Origin of the sequence: Ruegeria sp. A3M17 (assembly GCF_003318255.1) — a bacterium.
Taxonomy (GTDB): Bacteria; Pseudomonadota; Alphaproteobacteria; order Rhodobacterales; family Rhodobacteraceae; genus Ruegeria.
The window spans coordinates 1-17,857 of the sequence record NZ_QOCF01000027.1; the positions used below are offsets into that span (position 1 = coordinate 1).

A 17,857-nucleotide genomic window follows, 5' to 3' on the forward strand; every position below is an offset into this window, starting at 1 on the left:
TGTCTGACGTCAGCGCTTATGGGTCCAAATAGGGCGATTTGATAAGAGAGGGTTTCTGGCTCATCGTAACCACCGAGGAGTGGACGATGAGAAAGACGAACCAGAGCCCCGGCGAGAAGATCGTCAAGGACATAAAGCGGGCGACCCGCAAGCAGTATTCCTCTGAAGAGAAGATCAGGATCGTGCTGGACGGCCTGCGTGGCGAGGATAGCATTGCTGAGCTGTGCCGCCGCGAGGGGATTTCCCAGGGCGTTTACTACAAATGGTCCAAGGATTTCATGGAAGCCGGTAAGCGGCGCTTGGCTGGCGACACGGCCCGTGCCGCCACGACCGATGAGGTCAAAGATCTGCGCCGCGAAGCCCGTGATCTGAAGGAGGTCGTCGCGGAACAAACGCTTGAACTCCGCTTGCTTAAAAAAAGCATGATCGACGGTGGGGGCGACCAAGAATGAGGTATCCCGCATCTGAGAAACTGGAAATCATCCGGCTGGTCGAAGAGAGCCACCTGTCAGCGCGCCAGACATTGGCCAAGCTGGGTATTCCACGCACAACCTTCTACCGCTGGTATGACCGATACCATCAGCGTGGCGAGGCTGGTTTGCAGGACCAATCTCCCAAGCCAAGACACGTCTGGAACCGCATTCCTGACGCGGTGCGGCGCAAGGTCGTCAAATTGGCCCTGAAGGAAACAGAATTATCGCCACGGGAGTTGGCGATCACATTCACAGATCAAGAAAGCTATTTCGTATCAGAGGCTTCAACATATCGGATACTCAAAGCCCATGATCTGATCACCAGCCCCGCCTTCATCGTGATCAAGGCCGCCAACGAGTTCAAAGACAAGACTACAGCCATTAACCAGCTGTGGCAGACGGACTTCACGTACCTCAAGGTTTTGGGCTGGGGGTGGTTCTATCTCAGCACGATCCTGGATGACTACAGCCGCTACATCATCTCGTGGAAACTCTGTACGAACATGAGGGCTGAGGACGTGACTGACACGCTTGACCTGGCGCTTGAGGCGTCAGGATGTGATCAGGTCCACGTCGTTCATAAACCACGGCTACTCAGCGACAATGGATCCAGCTACGTCTCGGGTGATCTGGCTGAATGGTTGCAGGATAGGGGCATGAAGCACTCACGCGGAACGCCGTATCATCCCCAGACGCAGGGCAAGATCGAGCGATGGCATCAGACTTTGAAAAACCGCATCCTGCTGGAAAACTACTTTTTGCCCGGCGACCTCGAAGCCCAGATCGAAGCCTTCGTCGACCACTACAACCACCAGCGCTACCACGAGAGCCTGAACAACGTCACACCTGCCGACGTCTACTTCGGACGGGACAAAGCCATTCTACAACAACGAGAAAAGATCAAACGAAAGACGCTCGAAGCGCGCCGCTTGCATCACAGCCAACGCGCCGCATAATCAACCCAACCAGATGAGCCAGACACTCTCTTAGTTCAGGCGACCTTTGGACCCAAAAACTCTGCCGACGGACACTCTGCCACTGTGCCGGCAACGACGCTCAAGATCACAAGGCCTGCGGTCCAGATACTGCCCAAACGAGGTTCGGTCAGACAGCCGCCGATAAAGATCATTAGGCAGTTGAGTGTCAGATGGCTCAGATCGCCATGCCGGATTACAAACAACAGATGGTCGGGCAAGCTTTGCACAGGTCCCGAATAACGCACCGGACCGAACAGCACGTAGACGCAGATCGCGCACAGGATAAGAGATATCGTGACCGGGCATCTGCGCAGCTCTCTCATTTGCCCTTTAAAAGCCAGCCACAGCCAGCCGCGGCACGTTTTGTCTGATCAGGCCCCTTTTGATGGATTGCACCTCAAGGCGCTGCGGGCGGAAATAGGATTTCAGTACTTCCAGGCTGCGCTGCGGCTCGGCGTCGCCGCACATGAAGATATCAATGGCCGCATAACCATGCTCGGGCCATGTGTGGATCGAGATATGGGATTCAGCCAACAAAGCCACCCCGGTAAACCCCGCACGTTGTCCAAAATCATGAGTTTCCACGTCAAGGACATGCGCATTGGCTGCAATCGCCGCGCGTGTCAGAGCTTCTTCAGCTGGGTCAGGATCATAAAGTGCAGTTGAATCGAAGAAATCCGCTAAAAGGTGTACACCCAAAGAGGGCAAAACAGCGCTCATATAAAACTCAAAGCCTCAAACCATAAATTATTGATCTACTTCTATTTTATTGATCTCTGCAGTCAATCTGACTGCAAGGTTGTCCGCGTCTGACTGCCACGCTGTGGCAAAAAGCACACAACCTATAGGGGATCATAACAGGGCCTGATTATTTGCCGTCAGACTCTCGTTTGATATCCGATCCATTCTTTGGGAAGCGTGAAACCGGCACTGGATTCAGGTCCGCACTGCATCACATTGCCGGTTGTGCGAGTGGTTGTACGTTTGTGAAACGACATAGCTCTGCCTGATTACATGAGAACGGGGCACCCCTGCCCCATCAGGAACTCAACATGCCCCAGCCTCGGGCTAAAAAATACCCGGCGCTGAACACATGCGCATAACACCGCAATCCGTCTCTCCAACCCTAGCCGGAGATCATCACCGCATATCAATTCCCCTGAGTGCGAGCCTCAAGCCGTTCCAGATTAACAACTGTCGACAGCATCAAGCGATCGTGGCTCCAATCCTGCGTTTGGCGCACTGACGCCGAGCTGATAGCAAGAATGGTTGCCAATGCTAGAGTCATCCCTAGAAATACAGCAGGCAGAGGAGGACTTGCCGTCGACGCTTCGGTCAAGGCAATCACACGCAAACGCAACACATGCTTTGCTTTTGTCCCGTTCACCAAAGCCACATGAAGAATACGTGGGCAATTCATTGTAAGAGATCGCGAACAGTAATCCAGCAAACAGGCCGTATAGTCTTTGGCGTCTATACCTTTGCGCGAGACAACAGACTGGTCACAGGCCAACTCGCGCAGTCGGTCAAACTGGTGCTTAATCACCAGATATGCCGGGTTCCAGAACAGTAGCGGGCGCATCAGCTCAAAGCCCAATTCCCACTCTACGTCCATAGCACGGATGTGTTGAAATTCGTGTGCCAGAGCGAACCGCAATTCACGCGGTGTATTCAGCAAATGGCTGGGTAAGACGACGTGGCGGCGACGTAGGCCGCGCACAGCGAAGGGTACGGTTATCCGGTCCGACAACCGAATGTCTACCTTGGACGACCGCCGCCAAAGAAAGCTGGATCTCACGGTTTTACGAATTGCCCATGCATCGCGAACCACCCGAATTGTCAGGAAACTCGACACCAGAGCGAATGCAAACAAAACGCATGTTACAAGGACAGACGAACCAGAAAGAACGTGATCAAGCCAACGTTCGCGCGTGTTCAGCAGGGTTTCGAACTGCGCAGCTGGCATGGCAATATCACCACGTAAATAGGCTGTCACGGCCAGATCACCCAGCGCGACTGCGCGTCCTGGCCACAGAAAACCGATAAAGGCCGAGACACCCATTGCCAGCACCGGGCTCAGCACAACACAGATACAAAGTGCTTTGAGCGATCGAAGTTGCACAACAAACCCATATCGCATCGACGATCGCGCCAACACGACGCGCGCCAACAGCCAGATAAGTGCCGACAATCCAAGTACAACATTGAACTCGAGAAAAGCGTCGAGAACCGGTTTAACCGCCGTCATTTTGCAGTCTCCTCTCTACCAGTGCTCGAATTTCCTCAAGATCATCTTCTGTCAGCCCCGCATCGTCGACCAACCTTGCAACCAAAGTTGCGGGAGTGTCGTCGAACAACGTCCGGGAGAGATTTTGCAGCGAACGCGACTGATACCTGTCTTTTTCCAGAAGTGGCCTATAAATCAACGATTTGCCGTTCTTTTCGCTTTCTACAAATCCCTTTTCATCGAGAATGCGCAAAATTGTTGCGCCGGATGTGTAGGCCAGATTTCGATCCGGCGCCAAACGATCAAGAACATCTCGGACCGAGCCCTGACCCAGCGCCCAGAGTTCGTTCATGAACTCAAGTTCCACTTCGGTCAGCAAGTTTGTAGTTTTTTTCTTTCGCATCAGTCTCGGTGTCGCCATTTTTTAGTATGCCTGACAGACAAGCATCCTTTCACTGTTTCGCAAAGCCTAAACTTTCCAGAAGACGAAGATGCCCCAACCGATGGACAAAAACAGCGGCGTCCAAACCGGTTGCCCCACCAGTCCAAGCCAGGCCAGAAAGATGTAGACCGAACCCAGGAGCGTGATGAACAGCCGATCGCCGAGCGTGGTGGTCAGGCCCAGCACGCCGCGCCGTTCGATCCCGTCGCGGTATTTGAATCCTTCCAGAATGCCAATCAAAGCGATTGCCGAGAATATTCCTACAAACACAGCCAAAGTAGCAGGCGTCCAGGCCATCCAGAAATCGGGCCACAGCGGATCGGTCCATGAAAAACCCTTGTCCTCTTGCTGGCCAACATTGCCCCATCCAGTCTGCGCCTGCGCAAATGCCGAAGAAGGGAATAAGGTTAGGGCGAGAAATAGTTTACGCATATCGAACCTCACACACGGCCCATCGCGAAACCGCGCGCGATGTAATTACGGACAAACCAGATGACGATGGCACCGGGGATAATGGTCAGGGTGCCGGCAGCGGCCAGCAGGCCCAATTCGTACCCGGCGCTCGAGGCGGTGCGCGTCATCACGGCCGCGATGGGTTTGGCATCAACTGCAGTCAGAGTTTTGGCCAATAGCATCTCGACCCACGAAAACATGAAACAGAAGAAGGCCGCGACACCGACACCCGCTTTGATGTTCGGCAGGAAAATCGTCACGAAGAAACGTGGGAACGAGTAGCCATCCACATAGGCGGTCTCGTCCAGCTCTTTGGGAATGCCGCGCATGAAACCTTCCAGGATCCAAACGGCCAACGGCACGTTGAACAATGTATGGGCAAGTGCCACGGCCAAGTATGTGTCGAACAGACCGATGGACGAATATAGCTGGAAGAAAGGCAGCGCGAACACCGCAGCCGGCGCCATACGATTGGTCAGTAGCCAGAAGAACAACTGCTTGTCGCCAAGGAACCGATAACGAGAAAATGCATAGGCGGCGGGCAAGGCCACACAGACAGAAAGCACTGTATTGATAGTCACATAGGCGATGGAATTTATGTAGCCCCAATACCACGTCGGATCTGTGAAAATGGTGATGTAATTCTCCAGCGTGAAGGTCTGAGGGAACAGGGAAAAGCCCGACAGAATCTCGTTCGTGGTCTTGAAGGACATCGCAACCAGCCAATAGATCGGCAGCATCAGGAATGCGATATAGAGGATTGGGATAAGGGACCGCTTCTTCATTGCGCGTCATCCTTTGTCATCAGAGTGTAGAATACCCACGACACAAGCAGCGTGATGGCGAAGTATATCAAGCTCATCGCGGCTGCAGGGCCAAGGTCGAACTGTCCCAGCGCGATCTTCACAAGGTCGATCGACAGCAAGGTGGTTGAGTTGCCGGGGCCGCCGCCCGTTAGAACGAAGGGCTCGGTATAGATGTTGAAACTGTCCATGAACCGCAGCAGAACAGCGATGGTCAGGACTGTTTTCATCTTGGGCAGCTGAATATAGCGAAACACCGACCACGGGCTGGCGCCGTCAATCTTGGCGGCCTGATAATAAGCGTCCGGGATCGACACGAGGCCCGCATAGCAAAGCAGTACGACCAATGAGGTCCAGTGCCAGACATCCATGATGACGACCGTGATCCATGCCGACAACGGCTGCTGCGTCATGTCATAGTTGATGCCCAAAACGTCATTCAGGAAATAGCCCAGCAAGCCGATCTTGGGCAGGGTAAAGATGTTCCACATCGACCCGACTACGTTCCACGGGATCAGCATCGGCAGAGCCATGAGAACCAGGCAGACAGGAACCCAGAACCCTTTGCGAGGCATCGACAGGGCCACGATGATGCCCAGAGGCACCTCAATCAGCAGGATCAGGAAAGTGAACAGAAATTGCCGTCCAAGTGCAGCCTGGAACCGGTCCGAGCGCAGGATCTGCTCGAACCAGCCCAGCCCTTCCCAGAAGAATTGGTTGTTCCCGAAGGTCTCCTGCACCGAGTAGTTGACCACCGTCATCATCGGCACCAGCGCGTTGAACGCGACCAGTCCCAGCACCGGCAAGACAAAGAACCATGCCTTTTGGTTTTCCGTTCTCATTGTGCCCGCTCCTCGCTTGCGATCCAGCCGTCGCGGTAGACGCGCGATTGTTCAGGTTTGAATTGCAGGAAGACTTGTGATCCCGGTTCCGGAACACTGTGTTCAGTTACTGCTTTCAGGGCCGTATTACCGACCATGGCGCTTACCACGTAGTGACGGCCAATATCCGAAACCTTTGTCACATGTGCGGGGATACCGGTGTCACTGAACCCAACATATTCGGGGCGGATGCCCAGATCGGTGCGACCGCCATCACCATGGGTCGGACCTTCCAGCACCACTTCGTGACCTTCGAAAACGGCGCGGTCGCCCCTTGCCTCGCATGGCAAGACGTTCATGCCGGGTGAGCCGATGAAGTGGCCAACAAACGTGTGCTGAGGACGTTCGAACAGCTCGACAGGTGTGCCGATCTGAACCACTTCACCGTCTTGCATCACGACCACTTCGTCCGCGAAGGTCAGCGCCTCGGTCTGATCGTGGGTCACGTAGATCATCGTGGCTTTGACGCGCTGATGTAGTTCTTTCAGTTTCGACCGCAGTTTCCATTTCAAGTGTGGGTCGATCACAGTCAGCGGTTCGTCGAACATCACCGCATTCACGTCATCACGCACCAAACCGCGACCCATCGAGATCTTCTGTTTGTTGTCCGGGCTAAGGCCCGACGCACGGGTTTTTAGCAACTCGGTGACGTCCAGCATCTCGGCTATCTCATCAACGCGGCGTTTGATTGTCGCGGCGTCGACACCACGGTTTTTCAGCGGAAACGCCAGGTTTTCACCTACGGTCATCGTGTCGTAGATCACCGGGAACTGGAACACCTGCGCGATATTGCGTTGATCGGGCGGCAAGGCCGTCACGTCGCGGTCATCGAACAGGATCTGCCCCTCAGACGGTGTCAGAAGGCCGGAAATGATGTTCAGCAGAGTGGACTTCCCGCAGCCTGACGGCCCTAACAGGGCATAAGCCCCGCCATCTCGCCAGGTCACGTCGATTTCCTTCAGCGCGTAGTCATCCGGGCCTTTTGGCGTCGGCATGTAGCTGTGTTTAAGGTTTGAAAGCTTGATCTGTGCCATGTCAGGCTACCCTTTTGCCGTCTTGGCCGAAATACCGACAATGGGCCGGGTTCATGAAAAAACGGTGGTCTTCGCCCACCTGATAGGGGTGTACACCAGCTGCCAAAGAGACCCACGCATCGTCCCCATGCTGGAAATGAGCGCTGGAATCCGACCCTGACAATTCGGTTACAATCACCCGACCGGTCAGCTCCACATCTGAATCCGAAGTACGGATTGGTGTCACTCGGTGCGGCCGCACTGCGACCATGTACTCGCCATCAGTCATATCCGCGACCTGCCAGCCACCTCCACCCGCCAATCGCGCTTGTGCGCCGGACACGGTGACGCGTGCCACATTGATCGGCGGGTCTGAGAACACGCGCGCAGCGGCAATATTCTCAGGGTTGCGATAGATATCAGCAGTCGGGCCAAATTGCGTAACGCAACCGTCTTCCATAAGGGCGGTATATCCACCCAAAAGCAGCGCCTCTTCGGGTTCCGAGGTGGCGTAAACCACCACCGCCCCACGACCGGCAAACAGGTCGGGTAGTTGCTCGCGCAGTTCTTCACGCAGCTTGTAATCAAGGTTGGCCAACGGCTCATCCAAGAACACGGCACGACTTTCTTTTGCGATGGCACGGGCCAGCGCGGTGCGTTGTTGTTGTCCGCCTGACAGCTCATGCGGTCGGCGATGCAACATCGGGCGCAGCTGCAGCAGGTCTGCAGCCTCTTCCACGCGCCCTTCAATCTCGGATTTCGCCATCCCTGCCACGCGTAAAGGCGAGGCAATGTTATCGAAAACAGTCATATGCGGATAGTTCACGAAGAACTGGTGCACGAGGCTGATCTGCCGCTTTTGCGTGTTCAGCCTTGTGACGTCCTGCCCGTCCATCAAGACTTTGCCTGAGGCGATTGGGTCCAGCCCGGCCATCATCTTGATCAGAGAGGTTTTGCCCGATCCCGTCGCGCCCAGCAGCACATTGAAATGGCCGGTTTGCAGCGTCAGGGTCGTGGGCTTGATATGGATGACGTTGCCAACGCGTTTGGTGGCATCTTGTAGTTCGATCATGTCCGTGGGTTCCGGTTCTTCAGTGCGTCGCACTGGCCTTGAGGTGGGGATGCCTACAGCGGCATCCCCGGGTTTCTATGGCTTATTGAGACTGCCAGCGTTGAACCAGTTCGTCATAGTTAACGGTCTGGCCCTGCGGCTTTTCGTTCTCGAGCTTGGCTTTGGGCGAGCCTGCTTTTTCCAACCAGAACGACGCATCCTGCGGTTCGTTCAGGCGGGGACCACAACCACCGTAGACACCAGCGCTTTCATCCGCGGCCTGCATGCGGGCCATGGTGATGTCCATCTCTTCGGCCAGACGGTCCATCGCCTCTTGCGGGGTGAAGGCGCCCGAGTTCACGTCTCCAATCTGCTGCCACCAGATTTGGGCCAGCTTCGGATAGTCCGGCACGTTGATGCCGGTCGGCGACCATGCCACACGGTCAGGTGAGCGGTAGAACTCGACCAGACCACCCAGCTTGGGTGCGCGCTCAGTAAACGACTCGTGATTGACCGAGCTGTCGCGGATGAAGGTCAGTCCCACGTGGGACTTCTTCACATCGACGGTCTTGGAGGTCACGAACTGGGCATAGAGCCAAGCCGCCTGAGCACGATCAGCAGGGGTCGACTTCAGGAATGTCCAGGAACCCACGTCCTGATACCCGACCTTCTGGCCATCTTCCCAGTAGGGGCCGTGCGGGCTGGGCGCCATCCGCCACAGCGGTGTGCCTTCGTCATCCACGGTGTTGTTGCCTTCGGACTTCGGCTTCACCATGTCGGCGGTAAAGGCGGTGTACCAGAAGATCTGCTGGGCCACGTTGCCTTGGCTGAGCGCTGGCAGCGACTGGTAGAAGTCATAAGAAGCCGCACCCGGAGGCGCATAGTTCCGCAGCCATTCATCCCACTTGCGGATCGCATAGACCGCAGCCGGACCGTTCGCAGCACCACCGCGTGATACGGAGGCACCAACGGGGTTACAGGTGCCCGCTTCCATGCGGATGCCCCATTCGTCGACAGGGATACCGTTTGGCTCGCCTTTGTCACCTGCACCAGCCATCGACAGCCAGGCGTCAGTCATGCGCCAACCCAGGTCAGGCGCGCGCTTGCCGTAATCCATGTGGCCATAGATCGTGGTGCCATCGACTTCTTTCACGTCGTTGGTGAAGAAATCGGCGATGTCTTCGTAAGCTGACCAGTTGACCGGAACACCCAGATCATAGCCGTACTTCTCTTTGAACGCGGCTTTGTTGGCCTCATCATCGAACCAGTCCTTGCGGAACCAATAAAGATTTGCGAATTGCTGATCCGGCAGCTGATACAGCTTGCCGTCCGGACCGGTGGTGAACTGAATGCCCATGAAGTCATCCAGATCCAGCGTCGGCGAGGTCGTGCCTGCCCAGTCGCCACCCATCATGTCAGTCAGCGGATAAGCCAGCTGCAGACGCGAATGCGTGCCGATCAGGTCACTGTCATTGACATAGCCGTCATACAGGTTCCGGCCGGTTTGCAGTTGAGTCTGTACGGCCTGGACAACTTCACCCTCACCAAGAATCTGGTGGTTGACCTTGATGCCCGTGATCTCTTCGAATGCCTTGGTCAGAACCTCGGATTCGTAGGAGTGGGTCGGAATGCCTTCGGACAGAACGTTGATTTCCATGCCATTGTAAGGCTGTGCAGCTTCGATGAACCATTGCATTTCCGCCATCTGTTCGTCTTTCGACAGGGTCGATGGCTGGAATTCGTCGTCGATCCAACGTTGTGCTGCGGCTTCGTCGGCCCAAACGGGACCGTGCCCCGCAATGACGGCAACAGCCGCCACTGCGGAAAGTAGATGTCTCCGCATCTCTTTCCTCCCAAAAAATTATGGTTTTCCGGCGCAAACCGGATAGCAGACAGCATCAGCGATTTTCTACGCACCTGTCAAACTAAATTTTTAGTAAATAGGTCAATCCAGCATAACTATTTAATAATAATCATTATTTCAAACAAGCTAGCATATCAACCAACGGCAGGAAAGTGTCCGACCATCGTAAAAAACACCCTGCGGGAAGATTGCTTAAGCTGACAAAAACCATTGTCGAGGATATGAAACCGTTCACGATACGTATCCCGTGCTTCACCACACCCTCGAGCCAATAGAAGACGCCATTCTCATCTGGATCTCCCGGTAAAAAGCGCGAAAACTTTTATGAAAGAATAGTTCGATAGCGACACAAAACGACGGTGCGGCGCAATCATGTCGCGTTGTCGCTTGACAGGATGGCAGCATGCGGCCTGATCAATTCAATTCGCGGAATTTTCGATGACTCTGTCGACGGTTTTCGGAACAAAGCCTTATCGCGGCGACCAAGCTCCGCCGTGCGATCGTGAACCGCGCTCTGACTATGCACAGGACAAATCTATGATCCAAGACAACCCTGCCCTCATCGACGCCATCCGCGACCGGTTCGCCCATGTCGGCACTTGCCCGTTTCAAGGCGAACGCATCTTTTTCGAGAATGCGGGCGGTGCACTGACATTGAAATCCGTCGCTGAAACCTCGGCTTTTTATGCAGCAATCCCGGACAATCCCGGGCGCATAAATCCGGCAGGTCAGGGAACCCAAGGCGTTATTAACAAGGCCAAAGACGACCTGGCCGTGTTCATGAACGCATCTTCCGGGCAGTTCTTCGCAGGCGAAAGCGGAACCGAGTTGCTGTTTCGCATGATCCGCACCGCGTGTCTGGTCGCCCCCAAAGGGTCAACAGTGATAGGTTCATCCATCGAGCACCCTGCCACCCGAAGCGCAGCACGCCGCTGGGCTGAAATCGCAGGGCTGGAGTATGTGAATGTGCCCCACGGCAACGACACCGGGTTGGTTACGGCCGATGACTATACCGCGCTGATGACGCCAGATGTCGCAGTGGCAACAATCCTGCATGCGTCGCCCGTGACAGGCATGGGCATGGACGTAGCTGCGATTTCCGCGGCGATCCGTTCTATGGCACCGGATTGTTTGATCATCGTCGACGGCATTCAGCATGCGGCCCACGGGCAACTGGACCTGGACGGCTATAATGTCGATGGCTACGCGATCTCGCCCTATAAAGTGTTTTCGCGTCACGGATATGGCATCGCCTGGATTTCTGACAAACTCAGCGCTTTGCCGCATGACATGTTGATCGACGCACCTACGACCGGGTGGGAGTTCGGGACCCGTGACGCGGGATCTTACGCAACCATATCGGACGTAGTGGCGTATTTTGACTGGCTCGGTAGCGAAATCTCGGATGAGACCGAACCGCGCAAACGGATCGAGGCTGCGGGTCATGCCATTCACGCCTATGAAACCCACCTGACCAATACCGCCATCGACGGCACAGGCAATCTGCCAGGGCTGCGTGATATGGATCACGTGACCATTCTGGCGGGCGCCGACAACCCGGCACGCGAAGGGCTGGTGTCAATCGTGGTCGAGGGGCATGCATCCGAAGACGTGGTCGAGATATTGAATCAACAGGGCATTCGCACCCATACGCGAAAGGCCGATCACTATTCTGGCAACGTTCTTACACCGCTGGGTCTGTCGGATTGCATCCGCATTTCCTTCTGTCACTACAACACGGAACAGGAAATCGCCCGCCTGCTTGGGGCCATCAAGGTTTTAGGCGAAAACGGCTAACCAGACTAGTGAACACATGCGAGTGCGCGGCCTTCTGCCGCGCGTCCGAGCGTCGTCAGAATCGCAGTAAAGACAGGACTAGCGTTAGCTCGATGATGGCCGTGGTGAACCCACCAAATGTCAGAGCAAACTTACATTCAGCTTTTGCCAGGAAACGATCCTTGCATCGCGAATCCGTGACAGCCTGGCCCAAGGTTGGGTTACAATGCCGGTCACATCGACATCACTAGGCGCGACTGCGCTTATTCCCACGCTATTGCTTGTGACAACAATAGCGGTTTGTTTCAGACACGAAGTGCCATTTTTTATGAGACATGCCCCCCAAGTAATTGGTCGCACGAAACGGATCAAAAAATCCTATTGTTGCAGACTGGTTTAAGCCAAGCGCGACTATGACAAACGCACAATTCAGAGCGGTTGAGATGTTTGCCGAGTGGACTCTGCCTTGATTGCGCTACTTAAAGGCCAAGAGAGTTTCAATTCAATCAACGCGCGAGTCTGAACCCACTAAGCCATACTCAATACGCCGATTACGAAGGCGGTCGGCGGCATATGGACAATCCGCAACGGCATGCATTTCCACTGTTGAGACATCAGTCTAGGATGCGCGCGAATGCTAGCCCATTCGAAGCCCGAGCAACAAAAACGAGAAGCATCGTTCGTGAATATTGAGAACCGCATGGCCGCCCAGCCAAGACATGAAATGCAATCAGCGCGCAACCAGGGGATCACATTCCTGGCGCTGGCGTTTCTGTTCAGTATCTTCGTCAACTTGCTGATGCTGACCGGACCCTTGTTCATGTTGCAGGTCTATGATCGTGTACTTGGCTCCCGAGCGGTCGAGACTTTGGCAGCGCTGTTCCTGTTGGTCGCTTTATTGTACGGCCTTATGGCCATGCTCGATTTTGCGCGGGGTCGGATCGTGGCGCGTTTTGGCGCACGGTTTCAGTCGCAATTGGACGAACGCGTGTTTGACGCGACCCTGCGTCGATCGCTGCATCCGCGCGCCCGCGCTGCCCCGGCGACAGCATTACGCGATCTAGAGTCTATCCAAAACCTGTGTTCCTCTCCGGTTCTGTTGGCTGTGATGGACATCCCCTGGACGCCAATCTTTATCGCAGCAATCTTTCTGTTCCATCCCCTTCTGGGCTGGCTGGCTGTTGGTGGCGGCTCGCTTTTAGTTGTGATCGCGTTGTTGAACCAGATACTGACCCGTCGCAAAGTTGCCTTGGCTCAATCCTCGTCGGCTAAAGCCAACATCTTTTCTGAACATGCCCGACAGGCGGCCGAAGTCATACGTTCGCAAGGCATGCAACAGGACATCACGCGAAGATGGCAGAGACAACGCACAAACGCCCTGCAGCAGACAATCGCCGCCAGTGACTGGACCGGCAGCTTTTCATCCGTGACCAAGTCGCTGCGGCTGTTTTTACAATCTGCAATGCTGGCACTTGGGGCATTGCTGGTGCTGCGCAACGAACTGACCCCCGGCGCGATGATCGCGGGATCAATCCTGTTAGGCCGCGCTTTGGCGCCCGTCGAACAAGTCGTTGGGCAATGGGCTGTCGTTGAACGCGCCCGAACTGCGTGGACCTCGTTGAGCCGGTTTCTGGATGCCACGCCGCCCGAAGCGCAGCGCACCAAGCTGCCTGTGCCCCAAGCCCGGCTGACAGCCAAGGGCCTGACGGTTGTCCCGCCGGGCGCGGATACTCCAACCCTGCGTAACGTCTCATTGAACCTCGAACCCGGACGGGCGCTTGGTGTCATCGGAAAAAGTGGGTCAGGAAAATCCACGCTGGCCAAGGCGCTGTTGGGTATTTGGAAGCCTGCAGCAGGCGAAATCCGGTTGGGAGGTGCAACGCTGGATCAATATGATCCAACTGATCTGGGTCAGCATATCGGATACCTTCCGCAAGAGGTTACGTTGTTCAACGGAACTGTAGCGGAAAACATCGCGCGCATGTCCGAAGACCCAAATCCTGAAGCTGTTGTAGCAGCAGCCAAGAAGGCCAACGCGCATGAGCTGATTCTGACGCTGGAAAAAGGTTACGACACCATTCTGGAAGGCAATGACAGTCAGCTGTCGGGTGGTCAAAAACAGCGGATCGCGTTGTCGCGCGCGCTGTACGGAGACCCCGTTTTGTTGATCTTGGACGAACCGAACTCGGCGCTGGATGCCGATGGGACCGAGGCGCTGAACGCCGCCGTTCGCGATCTCAAGGCCGCAGGAAAGTCCGCGATCATTATGACGCACCGCCCGCAGGCGATCTCGGAATGCGATGATCTTGCGGTGGTGGAGCGCGGACAGGTGGTCAAATCCGGTCCTCGGGATGAGGTTCTGGGCGCAGTCGTACAAAACGCCGGATCGATCCAGCGCAACCTCAGTAAGGCAAGCAACTGATGCAGGACAAAACAAATAATCCACGCCCGGTGTGGCGCATTACGATCCCTGCTTTGGTTGGTTTTGCAGCTCTCGGCATCCTTGTTGGTGGCTTGGGTGTTTGGGCCGTCAACACGCGTTTGGCCGGTGCCATTATCTCTCAGGGCATTATCGAGGTCGAAAGCAACCGTCAGGTGATTGAACACCCCGACGGCGGCGTTGTTGGTGAGATCTATGTGCGCGATGGCGATGCCGTCACCAGCGGCGAATTACTATTACGGTTGGATGATACGTTTCTGTCGTCCGAGAAGACCATTGTCGAAGCCCAGCTGTTCGAACTGCTGGCCCGCCGGGCACGTTTGGAAGTCGAGCGAGATGGCGCAAATGCCGAAGCTCTGGCCACCCGGTTGGCTGAGATTCAGCAACAGGAAAACATCGACCCTGATCTGATCGCCGGTCAGCAACGCCTGTTTGAGGCGCGATTGAATACATTGGACCAGCAAACAGAGCAGCTGAGCAAACAGACCGTTCAAATCGAAAGTGAAATCGACGGTACCGAAGCGCAGCTTGTCTCGCTGCGGCGTCAGGTTGAATTGATCCAAACCGAACTGGACGATCAGCAAAGCTTGCTTCAGCGCGGCCTCACTCAGGCCAGTCGTGTTTCGGCCCTACAGCGTGAGGAGGCCAGCCTCACAGGGGATATCGGTCGGTTGGAAGCTGCCGCAGCGCGCCTGGGAGGCCAGATATCAGCGACCGAAATCTCGATCCTTGAGCTTGAAGCAACACGGCGAGAAGAAGCCATCACGACCCTGCGTGATATTCAGTCCCAGATTGCTGAATTGGCCGAGCGCCGTCTGTCGCTGGACACCCGTCTTTCGCGACTGGATATCCGTGCCCCAGTTTCGGGAACGGTTTACGGCAGTCAGGTCTTTGCCCTGCAGTCCGTGATCCAACCAGCGGAACCTATGATGTATCTGGTACCGCAGGATACGCCCCTGGTCGTCGCTGCGCGTGTTGATGCAATTCACGTGGACCAGTTGCATGTTGGCCAGCCGGTTTTGTTGCGGTTTCCCGCGTTCAATCAGCGTGAAACGCCTGAAATTGACGGACAGGTTATGAATGTCTCGGCTGATACGTTTACCGACGAAAACACCGGCCAGACGTTCTATCGCGCCGAAGTCGTTCCACAAGACGGGCAAGTTGATCGTCTGAAAGGGCAGGAACTGCTGCCCGGTATGCCAGTGGAAACGTTAATCAAGACGGACGAACGTACGCCAATGTCTTATTTGGTCAAACCATTGGCAGATTACTTCAACCGGGCGTTCCGAGAGTGACCTCCCGGTCGCACTAAGGCGCTTCGAGGTTACCCAGCAGGATTGAGGTCATGTCGGTGGCAATCACGCCACCCACAGCCACCACATTGGCCCCAGTATCATAAGAAACGTCGGTGCGCGTGATCCCTGAAAGGTCCGCGTCACTGTCAATAAAAACCCATTCCGGGCGAACAGCAGTGGGCTGTCCGACCGCCACTTGCAGAATCGACAAAGCATCGAGCGCGTTCACCGAACCATCCCGGTTGAAATCTGCTGCGATCAAATTCTCAGGCGAGGCCGGCCCCCATGTCGGGTCCAGTCCGACCGAAATTCGCAAAACCTGCAGCGCGTCCAATGCGTTGATGTCCTTGCTCGCGGTAGAATAGGTCTTGATGACGTCGAATTCACCCTCGAAAGTGCCGGACGGTAGATTCAAATCGAACCGCCCATTGCTGTCTGCACGAGCACTGATTGTGGCTCCGCCATTTGGGGTGAAGCTGATTTCAGCGTCACTGAGGCTGGGGTTGGCGGTCTCTGAATTGATTGAGACATCCCCCAAAACCCCATCGGAACTGCCCGGCTCGAGCCCCCCGAAATCGCCGAAATCGACAGGAATGTGGTCAGGGCCGCCAATACCCGCGCCAAACACCTGAGCGCTGGTCAGCGGACCACCAGAGGCAGAATTCACGTTTATCGTCTCATTGAGGTATTCAAACCGGGCGCCCTGCGCCGTCACGGTAAAGGTCAACTGTCCGGGCGTTCTGAGAAGCGGATAGTCGAACGCGTCCAACCGGTCGATACCAGCCTGAAAGTCCGTAATCGTGGTGGTTTCCGCTCCGTATTGCATGACAAAGATGTCGGCACCGGACCCGCCCGTCATTGTGGTCGCGGCCGAACCGGCAATCAATATGTCATCTCCGGCCCCACCACTAAGGGTCGTAGGAAGAATATTGCCGCTGAGCATATCGTTACCGGCGGTGCCGTTAACTGTTCCCAGGCCACTGCGAACGACACCCAGATCCGCAACATCCACCGTAAGTTGGGTCAGCCCAGCATCCTGTTGCGACGCGACCAGAATCTGCAGCTCATCACCGACCTGCGCGACGCTGAACGACTCCACATTCTGCAAACCGCTTTGGAGCGTATCGGCAAAACTGTCCAAATGCACCAATTGCCCACCGGGCGTCATGGCAAACAAAGTTATTCCATAATCGCCACCGCCCGCGACGACGAACACATGCCCGTTGACGTCGACCACCGAAATATCCTGAATCGACTCGAACCGTGTGTGCAGCGAATCCAGGACGTGATCGGTTGGGATCAGACGACCATCGGCAGCCAGTTCCATCACACTGAGAGAGTTGCTTTCAGCCCCCGCGACCACCACCCAGGACTTGCCATATGCCTGTATCACTTCGACCGCCGTGGGCGTCGCGATTCCCAAAGTCGTCAGGGCCTCGCTGTTGTCTACCGCTGTTATGGCTCCGGTTCCCCCATCAACCCGGTAGGTCGAGACAGTGTTGCTGGCCCCATCGGCCGCAATAACAATGTTGTCTGCGCCAATCTTCAACGCCTGCATCGAATCAGATTTTGCCACAATCACGCCCGAGGACGTCAATGTGCCGTCTCCGTTAACGTTATAGGTGACAATCCGCCCGGTATCTTCATGTGCCATCATCAGCAGATCGCCGGACCCGGTCGACAGTTTCACCAAGGCCGAAATGTCACCGCCGCCTGTTAATGTCCCGGTTTCCCGCAAGGTTCCAACAGTCCCATCCGGGTTCAGATCATACCCCACCAGCCCATTTGCAGTGTCGATATCCAAAACGAGCTGATCACCACCACCGAACGAAACCGGTGTTCCGGTGCGACCGACCTGAAATGTGATCGAACCACTGAAATACTCGGTATCGACCAGTTGCGGAACAGCGCCATCAACAAGCTTCCAAACGGCGACACCGCCGCCGGGGCCGGTCAAACTGTACAGATGCGTGGTCCCGTTAAGCGTTTTTAAAGCCGTATCACGGATACCTGAATCGAGCGCTGCGCTCCCTGTTGCAACCACGCTTTCGAACTGAAGCATCATACTACATCACCCCACGCCAAACTTGGCAATGACTGCAGGATGATCCGATGCCCGGCCCGATACCAAAGCGGAATTGTGGTGAAAACGAGGAGTTCGG

15 protein-coding genes are annotated in these 17,857 nt (G+C 55.6%); 4 read left to right on the forward strand and 11 right to left on the reverse strand.

The genetic code is table 11. The features are described 5' to 3' along the window. The first annotated feature begins 86 nt into the window (after positions 1–86). Positions 87–1,429, forward strand: a protein-coding gene (locus DS906_RS13930) for an IS3 family transposase (RefSeq protein WP_369934897.1) whose coding sequence is annotated in 2 segments (ribosomal slippage) — positions 87–413 and positions 416–1,429 — 1,341 coding nt in all. Because the reading frame shifts where the segments join, the coding sequence is not laid out codon by codon here. Between the two features lie 35 nt (positions 1,430–1,464). Here the strand turns inward: DS906_RS13930 and DS906_RS13935 are convergent. From DS906_RS13935 to DS906_RS13980, 10 genes are all read right to left on the reverse strand, one after another. Further along, positions 1,465–1,773, reverse strand: a complete 309-nt coding sequence (locus DS906_RS13935) for a hypothetical protein (RefSeq protein WP_147235259.1) — start codon at positions 1,771–1,773, stop codon at positions 1,465–1,467. 7 nt (positions 1,774–1,780) lie between these two features. Next, complete coding sequence (speD, locus tag DS906_RS13940) at positions 1,781–2,170, reverse strand: adenosylmethionine decarboxylase (protein ID WP_113790752.1); 390 nt, start codon at positions 2,168–2,170, stop codon at positions 1,781–1,783. Positions 2,171–2,600: 430 nt separating this feature from the next. After that, entirely contained in the window at positions 2,601–3,698 is a 1,098-nt protein-coding gene (locus tag DS906_RS13945; RefSeq protein WP_113790753.1) for a M56 family metallopeptidase, read from the reverse strand. Continuing rightward, positions 3,685–4,080: a BlaI/MecI/CopY family transcriptional regulator gene (locus tag DS906_RS13950; protein ID WP_113790821.1), complete on the reverse strand. Its 396-nt coding sequence runs from the start codon at positions 4,078–4,080 to the stop codon at positions 3,685–3,687. The genes DS906_RS13945 and DS906_RS13950 overlap by 14 nt, the downstream gene beginning before the upstream one ends. A 66-nt stretch (positions 4,081–4,146) precedes the next feature. Continuing rightward, a complete protein-coding gene (locus DS906_RS13955; RefSeq protein ID WP_113790754.1) occupies positions 4,147–4,551 on the reverse strand; it encodes a DUF2160 domain-containing protein in 405 nt (134 codons plus the stop codon). Positions 4,552–4,559: 8 nt separating this feature from the next. Continuing rightward, positions 4,560–5,357 (reverse strand): carbohydrate ABC transporter permease, encoded by a 798-nt coding sequence (locus tag DS906_RS13960; RefSeq protein WP_113790755.1) that lies wholly within the window; start codon positions 5,355–5,357, stop codon positions 4,560–4,562. Further along, entirely contained in the window at positions 5,354–6,217 is an 864-nt protein-coding gene (locus tag DS906_RS13965; RefSeq protein WP_113790756.1) for a carbohydrate ABC transporter permease, read from the reverse strand. Before DS906_RS13965 ends, DS906_RS13960 begins: the two co-directional genes overlap by 4 nt. After that, positions 6,214–7,290, reverse strand: a complete 1,077-nt coding sequence (locus DS906_RS13970; RefSeq protein WP_113790757.1) for an ABC transporter ATP-binding protein — start codon at positions 7,288–7,290, stop codon at positions 6,214–6,216. Before DS906_RS13970 ends, DS906_RS13965 begins: the two co-directional genes overlap by 4 nt. Position 7,291: 1 nt before the next feature. Then, positions 7,292–8,341: an ABC transporter ATP-binding protein gene (locus DS906_RS13975; RefSeq protein ID WP_113790758.1), complete on the reverse strand. Its 1,050-nt coding sequence runs from the start codon at positions 8,339–8,341 to the stop codon at positions 7,292–7,294. Between the two features lie 82 nt (positions 8,342–8,423). After that, entirely contained in the window at positions 8,424–10,163 is a 1,740-nt protein-coding gene (locus tag DS906_RS13980) for an ABC transporter substrate-binding protein (protein WP_113790759.1), read from the reverse strand. A gap of 558 nt (positions 10,164–10,721) precedes the next feature. Here DS906_RS13980 and DS906_RS13985 point away from each other — a divergent pair. The 3 genes from DS906_RS13985 to DS906_RS13995 all read left to right on the forward strand — a co-directional run bounded on the left by DS906_RS13985 (position 10,722) and on the right by DS906_RS13995 (position 15,695). Then, positions 10,722–11,981, forward strand: coding sequence for an aminotransferase class V-fold PLP-dependent enzyme (locus DS906_RS13985; RefSeq protein WP_113790822.1), 1,260 nt, complete (start codon positions 10,722–10,724; stop codon positions 11,979–11,981). A 703-nt stretch (positions 11,982–12,684) separates the two neighbouring features. Further along, entirely contained in the window at positions 12,685–14,382 is a 1,698-nt protein-coding gene (locus tag DS906_RS13990) for a type I secretion system permease/ATPase (protein WP_113790823.1), read from the forward strand. Next, a complete protein-coding gene (locus tag DS906_RS13995) occupies positions 14,382–15,695 on the forward strand; it encodes an HlyD family type I secretion periplasmic adaptor subunit (protein ID WP_113790760.1) in 1,314 nt (437 codons plus the stop codon). Before DS906_RS13990 ends, DS906_RS13995 begins: the two co-directional genes overlap by 1 nt. Before the next feature lie 13 nt (positions 15,696–15,708). On the opposite strand, the gene DS906_RS14000 is transcribed toward DS906_RS13995, so the two are convergent. After that, positions 15,709–17,757 (reverse strand): dockerin type I domain-containing protein, encoded by a 2,049-nt coding sequence (locus tag DS906_RS14000; protein WP_233494793.1) that lies wholly within the window; start codon positions 17,755–17,757, stop codon positions 15,709–15,711. Positions 17,758–17,857 lie beyond the last annotated feature (100 nt).